At 67.7% G+C, this 16,183-nt stretch carries 17 protein-coding genes and 1 riboswitch; of the genes, 7 read left to right on the forward strand and 10 right to left on the reverse strand.

Annotated elements, in window-relative coordinates:
* Positions 1–279: alpha/beta fold hydrolase (locus E1261_RS33920; RefSeq protein ID WP_132413784.1), on the forward strand; the 279-nt coding region annotated here is incomplete at its 5' end.
* Between the two features lie 130 nt (positions 280–409).
* Here E1261_RS33920 and E1261_RS33925 read toward each other — a convergent pair.
* Positions 410–1,783 carry an L-serine ammonia-lyase gene (locus tag E1261_RS33925; protein WP_132413785.1) on the reverse strand — a complete coding sequence of 458 codons (1,374 nt, stop codon included), beginning with the start codon at positions 1,781–1,783 and terminating at the stop codon, positions 410–412.
* Between the two features lie 81 nt (positions 1,784–1,864).
* Positions 1,865–1,959, reverse strand: a riboswitch (glycine riboswitch).
* The gene (locus E1261_RS33930) at positions 1,957–2,304 is read right to left on the reverse strand and encodes a DUF3817 domain-containing protein (protein WP_132413786.1); all 348 of its coding nucleotides are present in this window, start codon (positions 2,302–2,304) and stop codon (positions 1,957–1,959) included. (Overlaps the previous riboswitch by 3 nt.)
* 101 nt (positions 2,305–2,405) lie before the next feature.
* On the opposite strand from E1261_RS33930, the gene E1261_RS33935 reads away from it, so the two are divergent.
* Positions 2,406–3,824 carry an alpha/beta fold hydrolase gene (locus E1261_RS33935; protein ID WP_132413787.1) on the forward strand — a complete coding sequence of 473 codons (1,419 nt, stop codon included), beginning with the start codon at positions 2,406–2,408 and terminating at the stop codon, positions 3,822–3,824.
* A gap of 228 nt (positions 3,825–4,052) precedes the next feature.
* Here E1261_RS33935 and E1261_RS33940 read toward each other — a convergent pair whose 3' ends face one another.
* Both E1261_RS33940 and E1261_RS33945 read right to left on the reverse strand, forming a co-directional pair.
* Entirely contained in the window at positions 4,053–4,541 is a 489-nt protein-coding gene (locus tag E1261_RS33940; protein WP_132413788.1) for a nitroreductase/quinone reductase family protein, read from the reverse strand.
* Positions 4,538–5,317 (reverse strand): glucose 1-dehydrogenase, encoded by a 780-nt coding sequence (locus E1261_RS33945; RefSeq protein ID WP_132413789.1) that lies wholly within the window; start codon positions 5,315–5,317, stop codon positions 4,538–4,540. The genes E1261_RS33940 and E1261_RS33945 overlap by 4 nt, the downstream gene beginning before the upstream one ends.
* A gap of 109 nt (positions 5,318–5,426) precedes the next feature.
* Here E1261_RS33945 and E1261_RS33950 point away from each other — a divergent pair, with 109 nt between their 5' ends.
* Positions 5,427–6,074: a TetR/AcrR family transcriptional regulator gene (locus tag E1261_RS33950; RefSeq protein ID WP_132413790.1), complete on the forward strand. Its 648-nt coding sequence runs from the start codon at positions 5,427–5,429 to the stop codon at positions 6,072–6,074.
* Here the strand turns inward: E1261_RS33950 and E1261_RS33955 are convergent.
* The 3 genes from E1261_RS33955 to E1261_RS33965 all read right to left on the reverse strand — a co-directional run bounded on the left by E1261_RS33955 (position 6,055) and on the right by E1261_RS33965 (position 8,651).
* Positions 6,055–6,282 (reverse strand): hypothetical protein, encoded by a 228-nt coding sequence (locus E1261_RS33955; protein WP_132413791.1) that lies wholly within the window; start codon positions 6,280–6,282, stop codon positions 6,055–6,057. The two genes, E1261_RS33950 and E1261_RS33955, sit on opposite strands and share 20 nt — an antisense overlap.
* Positions 6,283–6,453: 171 nt before the next feature.
* Positions 6,454–7,881, reverse strand: a complete 1,428-nt coding sequence (locus E1261_RS33960; protein WP_132413792.1) for an aminopeptidase P family protein — start codon at positions 7,879–7,881, stop codon at positions 6,454–6,456.
* Positions 7,882–7,928: 47 nt separating this feature from the next.
* Positions 7,929–8,651, reverse strand: coding sequence for a GntR family transcriptional regulator (locus E1261_RS33965; RefSeq protein WP_132413793.1), 723 nt, complete (start codon positions 8,649–8,651; stop codon positions 7,929–7,931).
* Positions 8,652–8,757: 106 nt separating this feature from the next.
* Between E1261_RS33965 and E1261_RS33970 the strand changes: the two genes are divergently transcribed.
* The 3 genes from E1261_RS33970 to E1261_RS33980 are packed head-to-tail and all read left to right on the forward strand — an operon-like array spanning position 8,758 to position 10,942.
* Positions 8,758–9,510 (forward strand): LamB/YcsF family protein, encoded by a 753-nt coding sequence (locus E1261_RS33970; protein WP_202875269.1) that lies wholly within the window; start codon positions 8,758–8,760, stop codon positions 9,508–9,510.
* Positions 9,510–10,115: a 5-oxoprolinase subunit B family protein gene (locus E1261_RS33975; RefSeq protein WP_132413795.1), complete on the forward strand. Its 606-nt coding sequence runs from the start codon at positions 9,510–9,512 to the stop codon at positions 10,113–10,115. Before E1261_RS33970 ends, E1261_RS33975 begins: the two co-directional genes overlap by 1 nt.
* Positions 10,112–10,942: a 5-oxoprolinase subunit C family protein gene (locus tag E1261_RS33980; RefSeq protein ID WP_132413796.1), complete on the forward strand. Its 831-nt coding sequence runs from the start codon at positions 10,112–10,114 to the stop codon at positions 10,940–10,942. The genes E1261_RS33975 and E1261_RS33980 overlap by 4 nt, the downstream gene beginning before the upstream one ends.
* Positions 10,943–10,945: 3 nt before the next feature.
* Here E1261_RS33980 and E1261_RS33985 read toward each other — a convergent pair whose 3' ends face one another.
* The 3 genes from E1261_RS33985 to E1261_RS33995 all read right to left on the reverse strand — a co-directional run bounded on the left by E1261_RS33985 (position 10,946) and on the right by E1261_RS33995 (position 15,564).
* Complete coding sequence (locus E1261_RS33985) at positions 10,946–11,824, reverse strand: hypothetical protein (RefSeq protein ID WP_132413797.1); 879 nt, start codon at positions 11,822–11,824, stop codon at positions 10,946–10,948.
* The gene (locus tag E1261_RS33990; RefSeq protein ID WP_132413798.1) at positions 11,821–12,375 is read right to left on the reverse strand and encodes an RNA polymerase sigma factor; all 555 of its coding nucleotides are present in this window, start codon (positions 12,373–12,375) and stop codon (positions 11,821–11,823) included. Before E1261_RS33990 ends, E1261_RS33985 begins: the two co-directional genes overlap by 4 nt.
* 123 nt (positions 12,376–12,498) lie before the next feature.
* Complete coding sequence (locus tag E1261_RS33995; protein WP_132413799.1) at positions 12,499–15,564, reverse strand: glycoside hydrolase domain-containing protein; 3,066 nt, start codon at positions 15,562–15,564, stop codon at positions 12,499–12,501.
* Between the two features lie 350 nt (positions 15,565–15,914).
* Between E1261_RS33995 and E1261_RS34000 the strand changes: the two genes are divergently transcribed.
* Positions 15,915–16,183, forward strand: a 269-nt coding sequence (locus tag E1261_RS34000) for a UBP-type zinc finger domain-containing protein (protein WP_132413800.1), incomplete at its 3' end; no start/stop codon positions are given.

Raw genomic sequence — 16,183 nt, forward strand, 5'->3', positions numbered from 1 at the left:
GTAGTCGCCGAGTCCCGTGCCCTCCGCGACTGCGCGGCCTTCGACCGCGTAGCCGCCCACGCCCGCCGCGGCACCACCTTCGAAGGCGACGTCCCCAACGTCCCCGTCACCATCGCCTGGGGCACCCACGACCGAGTCCTCCTCCCCATCCAAGCCGCCCGGGCCCACCTCCAACTCCCCCAGGCCCGGATGATCCCCCTCCTCAACTGCGGCCACGTCCCCATGAACGACGCCCCAACCCAAGTAACCCAAACCATCCTCAGCACCACCCACCCCTGAGCGGCATCGATCCTCCGACGGACAGGACGTATACGTCCACTGGACCACCGAACGGTCTGCGGTGAGCGTGGCAGGGGCGTCCGGTAGGCCTATACGTCCTGTGCTTAGGAGGATGACCCAGCTGGTCAGGTCAGCATTCGATGACGTTGACGGCCAGGCCGCCGCGGGAGGTTTCCTTGTACTTGATCTTCATGTCGGCGCCGGTCTCGCGCATGGTTTTGATGACCTTGTCGAGGGTGACGACGTGGACGCCGTCGCCGTGCATCGCCATCCGCGCGGCGTTGATCGCCTTGACCGCGGCCATTGCGTTCCGCTCGATACACGGGATCTGGACGAGCCCGCCGACCGGGTCGCAGGTGAGACCGAGGTTGTGTTCCATCGCGATCTCGGCCGCGTTCTCCACCTGTTCCGGCGTACCGCCGAGGAGTTCACACAACCCGGCCGCGGCCATCGAGCAGGCTGAACCGACCTCGCCCTGGCAACCGACTTCGGCCCCGGAGATGGACGCATTCTCCTTGTACAGAACGCCGATCGCCGCAGCAACCAGCAGGAACCGGACGCACCCGTCGTCGGTCGCACCCGGGATGAACCGCCGGTAGTAATGCAGTACGGCGGGAATGATGCCCGCGGCACCATTCGTCGGAGCGGTGACGATCCGGCCGCCGGACGCGTTCTGCTCGTTGACCGCGAGGGCGAACAGGTTCACCCAGTCCATCACCTTCAGCGGATCGACCGACCACGGATCGCGGGTGAGCTTGCCGTGCAATGCATGCGCCCGCCGCGGCACCTTCAGACCACCGGGCAGCACGCCCTCGGTCTCGCAGCCTTCCTTGACGCAGTCCTGCATCACCTGCCAGATCTTCAGCAGACCGCTGTGGATCTCTTCCTCGGTCCGCCAGGCGAGCTCGTTGGCGAGCATCACCTCACCGATCGACAACCCGGACTCGCGGCAACGATCCAGCAGCTCGGCACCGCTCAGGAACGGGTACTTCAGCACCGTGCTGTCCGGCACGATCCGATCCCCGGCCGCCGCGTTCTCGTCGACCACGAACCCGCCGCCGACCGAGTAGTACGTGCGCTCCCGCAGGACCTCACCATCTGCCCCACGGGCCAGGAAGGACATCCCGTTCGGGTGGTACGGAAGGGCCTTCCGACGATGCATGATCAGGTCGGTGTTGTCGTCGTACGCGATCTCGTGGACGCCGGCCAGCCGCAGCCGGCCGCGCTCGCGGATCGTCTCGACGCGGGCGTCGACGGAGTGCGTCGCCACGGTCTCGGGGTCTTCACCCTCGAGGCCGAGCAGCACCGCCTTGTTGCTGCCGTGGCCGTGCCCGGTCGCCCCGAGCGAGCCGAACAACTGCGATTCGACCCTGGCCGTCGCGGTCAGCAGACCGGCGTCCTGGAGGCCGAGTACGAACGTGCGGGCCGCGCGCATCGGTCCCACGGTATGTGAGCTCGACGGGCCGATCCCGATACTGAACAGGTCGAAGACACTGATCGCCATGATGCGGAGGTCCCTTCCGGTCGACGTTGACCGAGAGTGGTGTCCTCCCCACTCTGTTGGACTGTTGTCCTTCAGAGGTGCCTCGCCCGTACGGTGAAGGTGCCTGAGAGATTCTTGGGGAGAGTTGCTCCTACGGCGCCCGGCTCAAACGGCCGGGTCTCTCCCGCACGGGTTCATGCGGCTGTTGAGTTAGCTTCCGGACGCGACGGTACGGCGGCCTTCGGCCCGGCGTCAATCCGGCCGGTGCGTACTGCCCAGATCTCGAAGAACCAGGTGAACAGCGGCGGAACACTCGCGGCCAGCGCCGCCAGGGTGACCGGCCACGACCAGCGCAGCGGACCCCGGACGATCAGAACCGTCACGACGTACACGACGAAGATGCCGCCGTGGATCGGGCCGAAGATCTTCACGCCGACCTCGTTGTCGGACAGCACGTACTTGAACAGCATCCCGATCAACAGACCGGTCCACGAGATCGCCTCGGCGATCGCCACTGCCCGGAACCACCGTGAGTGTGTCATCGCGCCCGACCCTAACAAGTCCCCCAAAGCCGGTCCGGGGTGGTCCAAGGGGTTCTCCCCGATGTGCGGCAGCAAGCGATTACCGAAGGATCGGGGAGGTGATGAATACGAGAACGCTGCTCAGGACCACCGCGTGGGGTGTGGTCCTGACAGTCACCGCGACCAGTCTCGCCGTACTCCCGGCCTCGGCCGCCGCGCCCACCGTGCGGTGGTCGGCATGCAAGGCCGAGGGCAAGGACGACCCTGAGGAGGTCAAGGGCTCGGAGTGCGCGGCGCTCCAGCTCCCCGTCGACTGGCGGAAGCCGAGCGGTCCGACCTTCACCCTCGAGATCGCCCGCCGTACGGCGAAAGGCCAGCGGGTCGGCGTACTCGTGTTCGGACCCGGCGGTCCGGGTGACTCAGGTGTCGACCGGATCAAGACCGGGATGGAACGCTTCAGCCCCGAACTGCAGAACCGCTTCGACATCGTCAGCTTCGACCCGCGCGGGATCGCCCGCAGCAACCCGATCATGTGCACCGCAAGCCTGTACGCCGAGATGCCGTCACCGATCATCCGCGACCAGGCCGGATTCGACGCGCTGATCGACTACAACCGCCGGCTTGCCGACGACTGCCGCAAGCACACCGGCCCGCTCTACGACCACGTCGACACCTGGCAGACCGTCCGCGACGTCGATGCGATCCGCCGCGCACTGGGCGAGCGGCAGATCACCTTCTACGGCAGCTCGTACGGCACCGTCCTCGGCCCGCAGTACGCCGAGACCTACCCGCACCGGGTGCGCGCGATGGTCCTGGAGAGCGTGCTCGACCACAGTCTCGCGACACCGCGCGAATTCCTCGATCCGCAGGCCGCGTCCGTCCAGGACTCGTTCGACGAGTTCGTCGACTGGTGCGACCGTACGACGACCTGCGCCCTGCACGGCCAGGACGTTCGCGCCCGCTGGGCCAAGCTCCGGAACGAAGCGGCCAACCCGTTCATGGCGTCCTTCGCGGTCTTCCGGATGCTCTACGGCCCCCAGTGGAACGCACTCGCCACGACCCTCCAGAAGGGCGTCATCCCCACCCCGCCACCACCGACCACCGAACTCGTCGCCCATTCCCTGGTCCCGTTCTGCCAGGACTGGAACCTGCGAGTCGGCACCTACCCCGAGTACGCCGCCCTCATGGACCGGCTGGCCCGCAACAACCCGGACATGCCGTACCCCGGCCAGTTCATGGCCATCTCGCTCTGCCTAGGCGCCCCCAAAGCCAACAACCCCCAACACCGCCTGGACGTCGACCACCTCAAGACGCCGATCCTCCTCGCCAACGCCCGCCACGACCCGGCCACGGCGTACTGGATGGCCCAGAACGTCCAACGCCAGCTAGGCCGCCACGGCCTCCTCCTCACCTACGAAGGCTGGGGCCACGGCAGCTACAACAAAACCCCCTGCATGACCACCACCATCGACACCTACCTCATCAACCGCACAGTCCCCACCCCCGGCACAACCTGCCCCGCCGTACCACCGACCGGGTGATGGTCAGTCGCCTTCTTCAGTACGGCGAACTGCCGGCGATACAGCTCCACATCCTCGGGCCGACTGGCCGTGCCGACCACCCACAACCACGCTGTGGGTTTCGCTGAACGATCTACTTGCCATCCACACACGCGACAGCCGGACCACCGTCGAATGGCTCGACTCGAACGACTGGCGTTGTGAGCACATCGAGTGCGTCGAGTACGACGGCGGCGCGATCTGGATCCACTAGCTCGACGAGGCGGGGGGCCGCGATGACGGACGATGGCGGAAGCTGATGCGCATCAGCCGACTGTCAGCCCAGTCCTCGAGTCGTGTCGGCCGGATGGTGCCAGGGTCGTGGGGCTGGTTGAGATCCGCGACGATCTCCGCCAGCACGGCCTGACGTTCAGCTGGGTCGGTGACCGGCGTGGCCCGTGCAGGCAGATCTGCACGGATCCCGTTCTTGAGGTGGAAGGTGAAGGTGGGATTGGCGAGAAGGTTCGCATGCCAGTCGGTCGCGGCACCGCCGGCACCGCTACACAGGTAGGTGGTGCCCGCAGCTCGGTAGAAGAAGATCTCGATGCGGCGCGCCCGGCCGGTGCGGCGCCCCAGCGTCGTGATGTCGATGATCCGTTCGCTGGTGCCCGCAGCGGGGGTGATCTCGATGGCTCGCCGGATGTGGTCGGGCAGGTGCGACAAAGACACGTCCCATCCGGTCACATCTGGACTGCTCACGCGGCCTCGGTCTGCAGGGCGGGCCCTAGCAGGAGCCCACCGTCGATGACGTACTCCGAACCTGTGATGAACGACGCGTCCGATGACGTGAGGAACAAGAGAAGCCGGCTGACGTCCGTCGGCTCTCCAAGCCGGGGGATGGCGAACGGCTCGGGGGAGTAGAAGTCGGCGATTGCCACGGTGGCGCCAACTGCTGGTTCGTGGATGAAGGAGGTCGCGATCACGCCGGGGTGGATGGTGTTCACGCGAATGTTGTCGCGGCCGAGCTCGAGCGCTGCCGTTCGGGTGAGACCGCGCACGGCCCACTTGCTGGCGACGTACGGCGCGTAGTGCGCCGTGCCGCCCAGGCTCATGGTCGAGGCGATGTTGACGATGGCTCCCCCTCCTGCGCGGCGCAGAGCGGGGGCTGCGACCTTGATGCCGAGGAAGGTCCCGGTGAGGTTGATGTCGAGGATCCGCGACCACGTGGCCTGGTCCGTCTTCTCGATCGGCGCCGGCGGGTTCTGCACACCCGCGTTGTTGACGAGCACGTTCAGGGCGCCGAAGGCGCTCTCGGCGGCCAGCACAGCGGCGCACCACGAGCTCTCGTCGGTGACGTCGAGGCGGATGAAGTGAGCGCGGGTCCCGAGCTCGGCGGCGAGGGCGGCGCCACGTTCGGCGTCGATGTCGCCGATCACCACGTTCGCTCCCTCCGCGTGGAAGGCGCGCACGTGGCTCGCTCCCTGCCCGCCGGTCCCACCGGTCACGAGCACAGTCTGGTTGTCGAAGCGGGGCATAGATGTTCCTTCGGTACGTCGGCCAGTGGTGAGCCGGTCGACTCACCACCCTTCGACAGTAGGTCGGCGGGAGTGGTGAGTCAAGCCACTCACCTCGTATGCTCGGCCCATGAGCAGGGTCGTATCGACGTACCACCAGCGCGTCGCCCAGGAGAAGCGCGCGCTGATCGTGGCGGCCGCGACCGCACTGTTTCTCGAGTTGGGCTACGACCGGACGTCGCTGGCGCGGATCGCAGAGCGCTCAGGCGTTTCGCGGGCCACCTTGTTCAAGCAGTTTCCGAGCAAGGCAGCCCTGTTCGACGCCATCGTGACCGAGTCCTGGTCGACCGCTGACGAGGAGGATCCTCCACCGGCAGGCAACATCGTCGACGGGCTCGGCATCATCGGTCGCCGTTACGCCGAGCTGTTGGGCCGTGCCCAGATGACCGACCTGTTCAGGATCGTCATCGCCGAGCTGCCGCGGTTCCCCGAGCTGGCCCATGCGCAGTTCTCGCACGGGAAGATGCCCTACTTCGAGTCCGTCCGCAGCTACCTCCTGGCTGAGCACGAGGCGGGAACGGTGCAGGTCGAGGATGTGGACCTCGCAGCCACCCAGTTCCTGGGCATGATCTCCAACTACGTCTTCTGGCCGACGCTCCTGGTGCCGGGCTGGCAGGTGAGCGCCGAACGCGTCGCTCAGGTGGTCGACGAGGCCGTCCGCACCACCGCCGCCCGGTACGCCGCAACTGGACCAGGGCTTAGACCGCGACGCCGGTGATCTCCAGGACGCGGTACAGGCGGTCGCCTCGGCGGGCTCGGGTCGAGAGGGTGATCAACGCGGCGCAGGCAGCGTCGAGGGCTTGCGTCTGGGTACGGCAGTGGTCGACGTACCAGAAGGGGTCGTCGGGCTGTGGATCGTCGGCATCGTCGATGTCGGCGTACCAGTGCCGCTGGCCGTAGTGGACGACTCGCACTCGCAGATTCATGGCTACTCCCCCGGTGGATCTCCCCTGATCCGGTGTCGGAATTCGGCCGGCGCGTGACCGCGGCCCCCACTGTCACGCGCCAGGCCGAGTTCGACCCTCCCCGACGACTACATCGGGTTCGCGCCGGAATGTGTTACTGCACGTCACCAATAATTTTAAGTGATCGTATGACTACTTATGGTTAAGGTGCTTCTGGGTCCACTTTTCGAGGCCGTGAGTGTCGATCGGCAGACCGTCAGTAAGTATCTCGAGCCGGTCGGAGTGGACGACGACGTTGTCCTCGATCCGCATCCCGATCCCGCGCAGCTCCGGCGGTACGGTCTCGTCGTTCGGGTGGAAGTACAGCCCGGGCTCGACGGCGAGCGCCATACCGGCTTCGATCTCGCCGGCGAAGTACGTCTCCGGCCGGGCCGCGTCGCAGTCGTGGACGTCGAGACCGATGTAGTGACCGGTCCCGCAGACGATGAACCGCCGGTGCTGTTGGCCGTCCGGCCCGAGCAGTTCGTCGAGCGACACGTCGAGCAGACCCCAGTCCCGCAGTCCCTCGGCCAGGACGACCATCGCGGCATGCTGGAAGGCCCGGTACGGCGCTCCTGCCTTGACCGCATCGCGTGAGGCGAGCTGCGCCTTGTGCACGAGGTCGTGAACCTGCCGCTGAGCCGCGGTGTACTCACCGGTGGCCGGGAACGTCCGGGTCACATCCGCCGTGTAGAGCGTGCGGGTCTCGACGCCGGCGTCGAGCAGAATCACGTCGCCCTCGTTCACCGCACCGTCGTTCCGGACCCAGTGCAGCACCGGCGCATGCTTGCCAGCGGCAACGATCGACGCGTAGCCGACGCCGTTGCCGGCAGTCCGTGCGCGCCGGTCGAAGGTGCCCTGCAGCCAGCGCTCGCCGCCGCCACGGATGGCCTCCGGCAGCTCGCGTGCCACATCCTCGAACGCGAGCACACTCGCCGAGACGGCATCGCGCAGCTGGTCCAGCTCCCAGTCGTCCTTGATCCGGCGCAGCTCGGCGATGGACTGCCGCAGCGCGTTCCCGTCGTGCGGCGAGGTCCGCACCAACGCGTCGAGCATCGGGTCGACCCCGGGCACCGAGAGCATGAACGGAACCGCGCCACGCACCGCCGACGGCAGCTCCTCGATCGGGCGGCAGGCAATCTGCAGCGCCTCCGACCAGTCCTTCAGACCCGGCACCGGGCCGATCCACAGCTCGCCGTCGCGCGCGTTCGCGAAGAAGTCCGCCTCCTCCGGCCCGGCCGCCTCCCGCAGGTACAGGGTGGCGTCACCGTCCGCCGACAGCACCAGTACGGCGCCCTGGGCCTGGCAGCCGGTCAGCCAGACGAAGTCGCTGTCGGCGCGGAAGTCGTAGTCGGTGTCGTTGGACCGCACCGGTGCATGTCCGGCACCGAGCGCGATCCGGCGGCCCGGCAGCGCCGCGGAAAGCTTGCGCCGATGCTCGGCAGCCGCTTCGGCCAGCCCGGCCGGCAGGCTGACGGACCGGTCCACCGGCCCCCAGCCCCGCGCGATGGACTCGCGGAAACCCTTGGCGTCGATGGGGCGGTAGGACTTGGGCGTCTGATCGGTCCGCTCGTCGCTCATACAACCATCAACTCAGGTCGCACCGTGGCCGCGCAAGCCTTTATGGATCAACGGGCGCGGAAGGCTTCGAGGATGGCGATTTCGGAGTCGAGCAGGTACTGGTTCAGGTTCGCGGCGGCCTCGTCGTACCGGCGGGCTTCGAGGAGCTCGAAGAGGGCCCGGTTGCGGGCGATGTAGGGCTCGTGCAGCTCACGGGGCGTCGCGATCACATGGAAGAGGAGTCGCAGCTCCGCGAGCAGGCGGCCGGTCATCGCATCCATCCGCGCACTGTCGGCCAGGCCGATCAAGTGCTGGTGGAACCGCATGTTCGCCGTACCGACGGCCGGCCAGCGGTCCGCGAGGGCAGCCGCCTGAGCGGCCTCGACATCATCGGCGAGCGGCTCGAGCCGAGCCGAGGGCAACTCGGGGTCGCGGTCGGCGAGACCGCGCACGACATCGACCTCGAGCACCCGGCGCAACCGGTACAGGTCGACCACATCGGCCTCGTCCAGCTCGGGGACGAAGACGCCGCGGTGCAGTTTGTAGATCAGCAGGCCCTCGTGGGTCAGCAGCCGGAACGCCTCGCGCAGCGTGTTCCGGCTGACCTCCAGGACCTCGGTCAGTTCGACCTCGGACAGCTGGGCACCGGGCGGGAGTGCGCCTTCGGTGATACTGCGACGGAGGATGTCGGCGGCCCGCTCGGCAGAGCTGCTGCGGTCCAGCCGCGCCACATCGGCGGCCACTGTCCGCAACCACGCTTGCCGGTTGCCGTCGGCCTCACCCGTAGTCATGGCGGCATCATCGCGCACCACAGGTCACCAGGGAAAGTAGAACAAGCCTCTTGCAGGATTGTTGAACAATCTCTAGGCTCAGACGCACCAGCTGAGGAGGATGCTCATGGACCTCAATGCAGATCTGGGCGAGGGCTTCGGCTCCTGGCCGATGGGTGATGACAGTGCGCTGCTCGACGTCGTCACGAGCGCCAACGTGGCCTGCGGCTTCCACGCCGGCGACCCCTCGATCATGCGCCGCGTGACCGCCCAGGCGGTCGAGCGCGGGGTCGCCATCGGCGCCCACGTCGGGTACGCCGACAAGGCCGGCTTCGGACGGCGGTTCGTCGATATCGAGCCGGATGCGTTGCGCGACGAGATCGTCTACCAGCTCGGCGCCCTGGACGCGTTCGCACGGATCGCCGGGGACCGCGTCCGCTACGTGAAACCCCACGGCGCCCTCTACAACACGATCGGTCACCACGAGGCCCAGGCCGCAGCCGTCGTCGGCGCGGTCGCCGACTATGACCGCACGCTCCCCGTACTCGGTCTGCCCGGCTCGGCCTGGCTCCGCCTTGCCGCCGAGGCCGGCCTCACCGTGATCCACGAAGCCTTCGCTGACCGCGCCTACACCCCCGAGGGCACGCTGGTGTCCCGTCGCGAGGCCGGATCGGTGCTGCACGACGCCGACGAGATCGCAGCCCGCTGTACGGCGATGGCGACCGGCCGGCCGATCACCGACAGCGCAGGTGGTGAGCTGACAGTCGATGCAGCCTCGATTTGCGTGCACGGCGACACCCCGGGCGCAGTCGGGATCGCGCGCCGGGTTCGGGCCGCACTGGAGGATGCCGGCGTCACGCTGAGCCCGTTCGGTCGCTGATGCGGATCCTGCCCGCGGGCGACCAGGCGCTGCTGGTCGAGCTCGACGACCTCGACCACGTGCTCGGCTACTACGCCGCACTGCTCGCCGACCCGCCACCCAGCACCGTCGACATCGTCCCGGCCGCGCGGACTGTGCTCGTCACGACCACAGGTGGGCTCGATGCCCTGCGCGGTCATCTGCTCGCTGTAGAGCCAACGACCTCCGACCGCAGCGTTGGCGATCTGCTGGAGGTCCCAGTTGTGTACGACGGCGCCGACCTTGCCGATGTGGCCGAGCTGCTCGGATGCGATGCGGCCGAGGTCGTCGAGCGCCATACCGGCGAGGAGTGGACGGTGGCGTTCTGCGGATTCGCTCCCGGCTTCGGCTACCTGACCGGTACGGCGGACTGGAACATCCCCCGTCGTTCGTCACCACGCACCAAGGTCCCGGTCGGGGCGGTCGGGCTGGCCGGTGAGTTCAGCGGGGTCTATCCGCGGGAATCGCCCGGCGGCTGGCAGCTGATCGGGCGTACCGACCTGAAGATCTTCGACCAGCAACGCGATCCCGCCGCCCTGTTCCACCCGGGCCGCCGGGTCCGCTTCGTCGACGCGGGCCGCACGTGATCACCGTCTTGGAAACGGGGCCGTTGGCAACGATCCAGGACGCCGGTCGGATCGGTCAGGCAGCTCTGGGCGTCCCAGCCTCGGGTGCCTGCGACCCGGCCTCATATGCACTATCCAACCGGTTGGTTGGAAACCACGTGGGTGCGGCCGCGCTGGAAATCACCTTCGGCGGACTCGTCCTGCACGCCGACACAGACCTGACGATCGCAGTGACGGGCGCTCCGTGCACCGGCGTGCCGCTCAATGCGCCGTCGATCGTGCGTGCCGGCACGGTACTGCGGTTCGGTCCGCCGCGGTCCGGTCTGCGGACGTACGTCGCGGTTCGCGGCGGAATCGACGTACCGGCTGTGCTCGGTTCCCGCTCGACCGACCTGCTGTCCGGCCTCGGCCCCGCGCCTCTCCAAGCCGGTACGTCGCTCGCGGTCGGCAGCGAGTGCGGACCGATGCCGGGCGTCGACCTCGCCCCGGTCGCGGACCCCGCCGCCGGCTTTGTGCTCGTCCGCGTGACCGCCGGTCCCCGCCGCGACTGGTTCACCGACACCGGCTGGTCGTCGTTCCTCAGCCAGCCCTACGACGTCAGCAGCAACAGCAACCGGGTCGGCGTCCGCCTCGACGGCACCCCGCTGGAGCGCTCCCGCGCAGGCGAACTCTCCAGCGAAGGCATGGCCCTCGGCGCGATCCAGATCCCACCGTCCGGCCTCCCCGTCATCTTCCTCGCCGACCACCCCGTCACCGGCGGCTACCCAGTGATCGCCTACGTCAGTACGGCGTCCCTCCCCGCCTGCGCCCAACTCCGCCCCGGGCAGAGCGTCCGGTTCAGCACCTGATCGCTACGGCCAGGGAAAGGTCGGGCAGACCGGCTCGGGCGGATCCGTCTGCACCACGTTGCCGCGCCGCTTGCCGGTAAAGTCCCAGAGCGACTGGCAGTTCGGGTGCTTGTCGGTGCTCGCGAAGATCTGCTGACCGCCGGCGTCGTAGCCACGGATCACGGCAGTCTTCGCCGCCGGGTCCGCCTTGTCGTACGGACCCCAATTGACGCGGCCTTCGGTGGCCGCGAACCAGAACCCGTCCAGCAGGTGCGCCTCCTGCGCCGGCTCGCCCGCGAGCTCGACCGTCACCCGCACGACCGGAGCGGCGACCACACCCGCGTTCCGGGCGATCGGGCGCACCGGCAGATCCACCAGCTTGTCCGTCTGTGGGGTCCGGACGCTCGATTCGCTGATCACCCCGCCCGCGGTGCGGCTGCAGAGCCAGAAGTACCCCACCGGCTCCCCGTTCAGGCCCATCGGTGCCGTCCCCTTGCCGATCAGCCAGGTGTTGACGACCTTCGGATCCTGGACGCCGGTGATCTCGAAGGTCCGGACAACCGTGTAGTCGCGGAACGGCTGCTTGATGCCGTTCGCCGTGATTCGCTTGGCCTCGGCCAGACATTGGCTCTGCAACTTGTTGGCCGCGTCGGTCGGCAGCTCCTGGATCTGCGCCTGCCCGGCGACCGGCGTACCGGCGTCGTCCTTCTTCAGCGCCGATCCGGCGACGGCCAGGCCTGAGACGACCAGCAGAACCGCGGCAGCTGCGGCAACCGGCACCAGCACGCGGCGCGACGTACCGGCTTGTTCGGTCTCGAGTGCGTCGAGCAGCTCGGCGCGGAGCTGGTCGTGCCGGCCGGGCGGGAGCGGCTGGTCGGGACGACGGTTGAGTAGTTCTCTCATGACAGTTCCTCCCCGGCGACGCTCAGGTCGCGAAGACGTTTGCGGGCGCGCGACATCCGGGACTTCACGGTGCCGAGCGGGATGTCGAGGGCAACAGCGGCGGCCGCCGCGTCGAGCCCCGACCAGAAGCAGAGTTCGACGATCTCGCGCTCGTGCCGCGGCAGCTTGCGCAGCAACGCCCGCAACCGCTTCGCCTCGCGCTCGTCGTCGATCCGGGCGGCGACCCGTTCGGCATGGTCCGGCTCGTCGGCGGCCGGTCCTTGGCGGAGCAGGTTGAGCCGCCGGAAGTGCTGTTTGCGCCACTCGTTGCGCAGCACGTAATCGGCTGTCCGCAACAGCCACGGGAGGGCTGAGTCATGGACCAGAACCACCTCGGCCCGGCGCCGCCAGGCGTGCAGGAACACCAGCGACGTCAGGTCCTCGGCATCACTCCACGAGGCCAGCCGCCGGAAGACGAAGTTGTAGACCGCCTTCGCGTGCCGGTCGAACAGGGCACCGAACGCCTCCGTCTCCCCCTCGACCGCCCGCCGCCAGAGCTCCGCGTCGCTCATCGTCCTCGGCAACCCCTCGGGTATCCCAGCCGGCGCTATCGTCACGTCACCACCTCCAGATCGTCCCCCATCGGGGGTTCTCACTGGGTATGTGTCGTGACGCGCCGACCGGGATCCCTCGGCTCAGTACACGGCTATCTCGTCCACAAAGATCCAGTCGGCGGCGACGCCCTGCGAGTACTTCTCGTACTCGACCCGCACGTACCGCGCCGTGGTCTGCACCGGGATCCGGAACCACTGCGCCGACGAGACGCTCGTGGTGGCGAGCTCGGTCAGCGTGTCCGGGGTGTTGCCGGCCGCGATCCGGACCACGTCCGGCGAGTACTTCGTGACCCCGTCGTAGTTGTCGTGCACCTCGATCCGCCCGATCGACTTCGAGGACCCCAGATCCAGGGTCACCTGCGCACGGCCCGTCGTACCGACCGGGAAGGTGTAGCCGTAGTTGAACGTGTCCTCGTGGTGGCCGGCGATCACGCCGTCGGTCGACTCCTTGTTCCCGCTGTCGGGGTAGTTGGGGTGCGGCTGCGTGCTCTTCGTGTACGGCGCGCCTGCGGCGAGATCGGCCGGCCCGCTACTCGCATAGGCCTCGATCTCGTCGACCAGCATCACCGAAGCGTCGCTGGTGAACGTCTTCTGCAACGTCACCCGGACATAGCGCGCACTGGTCTCCGGGAAGTCGAACTGGAACCAGATCTTCGACTGGTCGTTCGGCGTACCCGGCAGGAAGCCCTTCTGCTTCCAGTTCGTGCCATCCGTACTCGTCGCGATCGTCAGCCGGTCCGGCCGGTACGCCGGATACTCCTCGTACGCGTGCAGCCGAACCTCGTCGATCCTCTGCGCCGACCCGAGATCGAACGTCACGGTCGCAGTCCCCTGCCCGGCCCCGAAACCGTACGTCCGCCCGTCGTCATGCGCGTCGGCCAGCACACCGTCGGTCGACTCGAATCCACTGTCGGGCTTGTTGTTCGGCACCGGACTGACCGTGTAGCTGCGCCCGCCCAGCAGGTTCTGCTTCGCCAGCGCGTTCCCAGCAACCTCCAGACCCTTCAGCCCGGACACCCCACTGCCGAACTCGATCCGGACGAACCGCGCCTTCCCGTTGATCCCGGCAAACGTCCCGCCACCACCCTCGTACGCCGTACTCCAGCGACTGCCGTTGTAGGACACCTTGACCGTGTAATCGGCCGCCGGGGCACCGGACCAGTTCAACCGGATCCCGTCGAGCTGGATCTGCCGACCGAAATCCACCTGGAACCACTGCTCGCCCGAGCCGGCCGGCTGCCAGCTCGTAGCGTCATTGCCGTCAACCGCCTTTGTGGCCTCGTGTCCTGCGGTCGCACTCGACGCGCTCACTGTCTTGCCCGCAGCGAGGTCGGTCACTGGCTTACCGGCCGCGGCATCCAACGCGATCTTCCGGATCCTCGCCTGGTAGCCGGTGTCCGGGCTGTACTTGTCGCCGCGCTGAACCAAGGAAGCCGCCAGATCCCTTGCCAGCTTGGGATCCGTCTTGCCGAGGAGATTCAGCACCTCGTAGTCCTCGATGCCGTCCCGCAGCGACTCGTACCGGATCGAGGACTCGATCGTGTTGTTGGCCTTGTCCGGCCAGACGATGTAGTGGTCGCCCTTCGGCTCCTCCTGGTCCAGCTTGGCCAGCCAGCCGTTCATCGAGTAGTGCAGGTAGCCGTTGGCGCCGCGGGAGTACGCGTACCACGGGGTCAGGCGCTGGTTGAACTGCGGCTGGTCGATGAAGCGGTTGAGGAAGTTCCCGACCGGGATGTTGCAGTTGTAGAAGTACAGATCCTTGCCCTGGGCCCGCAGTTCGTCGTACGCGGCCTGATTGCCGTCGTAGTTGAGCAGGTTCGGGACGACGACCGACATCTCCTTCGAGACACTCGCCGCCACCGGTTCGTGGAACGCCGCGTCACCGACGCGAACAGTCGGCCACTTGGTCCGCATCCGGGCCAGGATCCCGCGCCAGGCCGTCTCTTCCTGACCGCCACCGATCCCCGGCTCGTCGCCGACATGCATCCAGTACTTCAGCCCTTCGGTCCAGCCCTTCGCGTCCAGGTGTGCCTTCAGCTGGGGGATGAACTGGTCGATGAAGTTGTTCGCCTTCGCCGAGTCCCAGTTCACGTAGTTGCGCGTACCCTCGCCACCCGTGCCGTCGACGATCTCGACCTCCCGGATACCGTCCTGCGGGCGTCCCCAGTTGTAGGTGTCGGCCGAGACCCAGAACCCCTCCAGCCGCTTCACCACCCCGCGGTCCAGCATGAACTGGATGACCTCGTCGATCCGGCTCCAGTCGAAGGTGTAGACGCCGGTCCCGGCGCTGTTGTCGGTGACGGTCGTGTTGCCGTCGACCAGCATGTTCACCAGTGGCAGGGTGAGCGTGTTCGTGCGGTGCCGCTTCATCTGGGTGGCGACCTTGTCCAGCATCTCCCAGTACTGCGGGCTGTACCGCGGGTACTCGTACGTCGCCTCGATCGTCTGACCTTCCGGCGCCCACGAGATCTCACCGAAGAACGTGCTCCACAAGGTGGTTTCGAAGGCCTGGTCCTTCGAGTCCGGGAGCGTCACACCCCGGACGTCGACCGAGATCGGCACCTCGAGCGGACCGTTGCTCGTGGCAACCGTCACGGTCCCGGTGTAGACGCCAGCCGCTGTCCCCTTCGGTACGGCAGCCGTCACCCAGATCGACAACGCGGTCCGGGGGCCGACACTCGCCGTACGGGCGTTGGACAGCGGGTCCGGGAAGTCGCCGGGGGCCTTGCGGACCGCCGGATACATCGGCTGGCTGCCGAACTTCGTGTTCGCGTTCAGGTACTTGTAGGTGACGAAGTTGTACGACAGGTTGGCGGCGGCGATCGTGTTCGCGCCACTGGTCAGGTTGCCGAAGCTGACGTTGTCGACGTTCAACGTGGCAGCCGAGCGCAGTACGATCTGCGCGCTCTCCTCCTCGTTGACCGCGGCGTCGAGGGCGATCGAGCGGCCGGATTCCTTGCTGGGCAAGGAGTCCCGGAACACGCTCGTGCTGGACGGCTCGGTCCAGTAGTCGATCCCGGGCGCGGCCTGGACGGTCTGCTTCTGGGGAGGCGACGTACTGGCTTGGGCATTCGGGGCTTGGGCATTCGGAGCGAACGCCAGGGCGGCCACCACGGCAGCGATGGCGAGACGGCGGACTGACGGCATGGCGGGTTCCTCTCGGGGGCGGCCCATCCACGATCTACGGGCACCGCCGAAATGGTCCAGCAACCCGGCTAGACCATTCGACCCACCTCGTATCCCCTGGCCCGGGTGATCACCCCAAGGACAGGACGTATAGACCTACCGCCCACCGATCCCAGGCTCACCGCCGGTGGCCCAGGCGACCATCGGGCGGGCACCTCCTGTCCTTCGGAGGATCCGTCGCCAACGACACGTAGTAGTCGCCCGGCGGAGCGCGGCGCACGCCTGCGGACGGGCAGCCGGACCACTAGTACGTGTCCTTACCGACGCGGGGCTGCTTGTTTGGGGGGATGGGGCGGGTAAAGATGTGCGGTATGACGGAGAGTTCTGGGATCGACAGCACGGTTCCGCCGAGTGGTACCGGGTGTGCGGAGTGTTTGAGCAACGACGGGTGGTGGTTCCACCTGCGGCGGTGCGCGGAGTGCGGCCACATCGGGTGCTGCGACTCGTCGCCGGCGCAGCATGCCTCGGCTCACTTCACCGAGACCGGCCACCCCATCGTCCGCAGCTTCGAGCCCGGCGAGGACTGGTTCTGGCACTACGGCGAGTCCCAGTACTACGACGGCCCCGCCCTCGCCGACCC

Source organism: Kribbella albertanoniae, from assembly GCF_004348455.1.
Classification (GTDB): Bacteria; Actinomycetota; Actinomycetes; order Propionibacteriales; family Kribbellaceae; genus Kribbella; species Kribbella albertanoniae.

Coding starts and splice junctions, on each gene's coding strand:
- E1261_RS33960 (WP_132413792.1), bottom strand. CDS start 7,881: ATGAGCGACGAGCGGACCGATCAGACGCCCAAGTCCTACCGCCCCATC.
- E1261_RS33950 (WP_132413790.1), top strand. CDS start 5,427: ATGAGCAGGGTCGTATCGACGTACCACCAGCGCGTCGCCCAGGAGAAG.
- E1261_RS33965 (WP_132413793.1), bottom strand. CDS start 8,651: ATGACTACGGGTGAGGCCGACGGCAACCGGCAAGCGTGGTTGCGGACA.
- E1261_RS33930 (WP_132413786.1), bottom strand. CDS start 2,304: ATGACACACTCACGGTGGTTCCGGGCAGTGGCGATCGCCGAGGCGATC.
- E1261_RS33995 (WP_132413799.1), bottom strand. CDS start 15,564: ATGCCGTCAGTCCGCCGTCTCGCCATCGCTGCCGTGGTGGCCGCCCTG.
- E1261_RS33945 (WP_132413789.1), bottom strand. CDS start 5,317: ATGCCCCGCTTCGACAACCAGACTGTGCTCGTGACCGGTGGGACCGGC.
- E1261_RS33935 (WP_132413787.1), top strand. CDS start 2,406: ATGAATACGAGAACGCTGCTCAGGACCACCGCGTGGGGTGTGGTCCTG.
- E1261_RS33970 (WP_202875269.1), top strand. CDS start 8,758: ATGGACCTCAATGCAGATCTGGGCGAGGGCTTCGGCTCCTGGCCGATG.
- E1261_RS33985 (WP_132413797.1), bottom strand. CDS start 11,824: ATGAGAGAACTACTCAACCGTCGTCCCGACCAGCCGCTCCCGCCCGGC.
- E1261_RS33955 (WP_132413791.1), bottom strand. CDS start 6,282: ATGAATCTGCGAGTGCGAGTCGTCCACTACGGCCAGCGGCACTGGTAC.
- E1261_RS33990 (WP_132413798.1), bottom strand. CDS start 12,375: ATGAGCGACGCGGAGCTCTGGCGGCGGGCGGTCGAGGGGGAGACGGAG.
- E1261_RS33925 (WP_132413785.1), bottom strand. CDS start 1,783: ATGGCGATCAGTGTCTTCGACCTGTTCAGTATCGGGATCGGCCCGTCG.
- E1261_RS33975 (WP_132413795.1), top strand. CDS start 9,510: ATGCGGATCCTGCCCGCGGGCGACCAGGCGCTGCTGGTCGAGCTCGAC.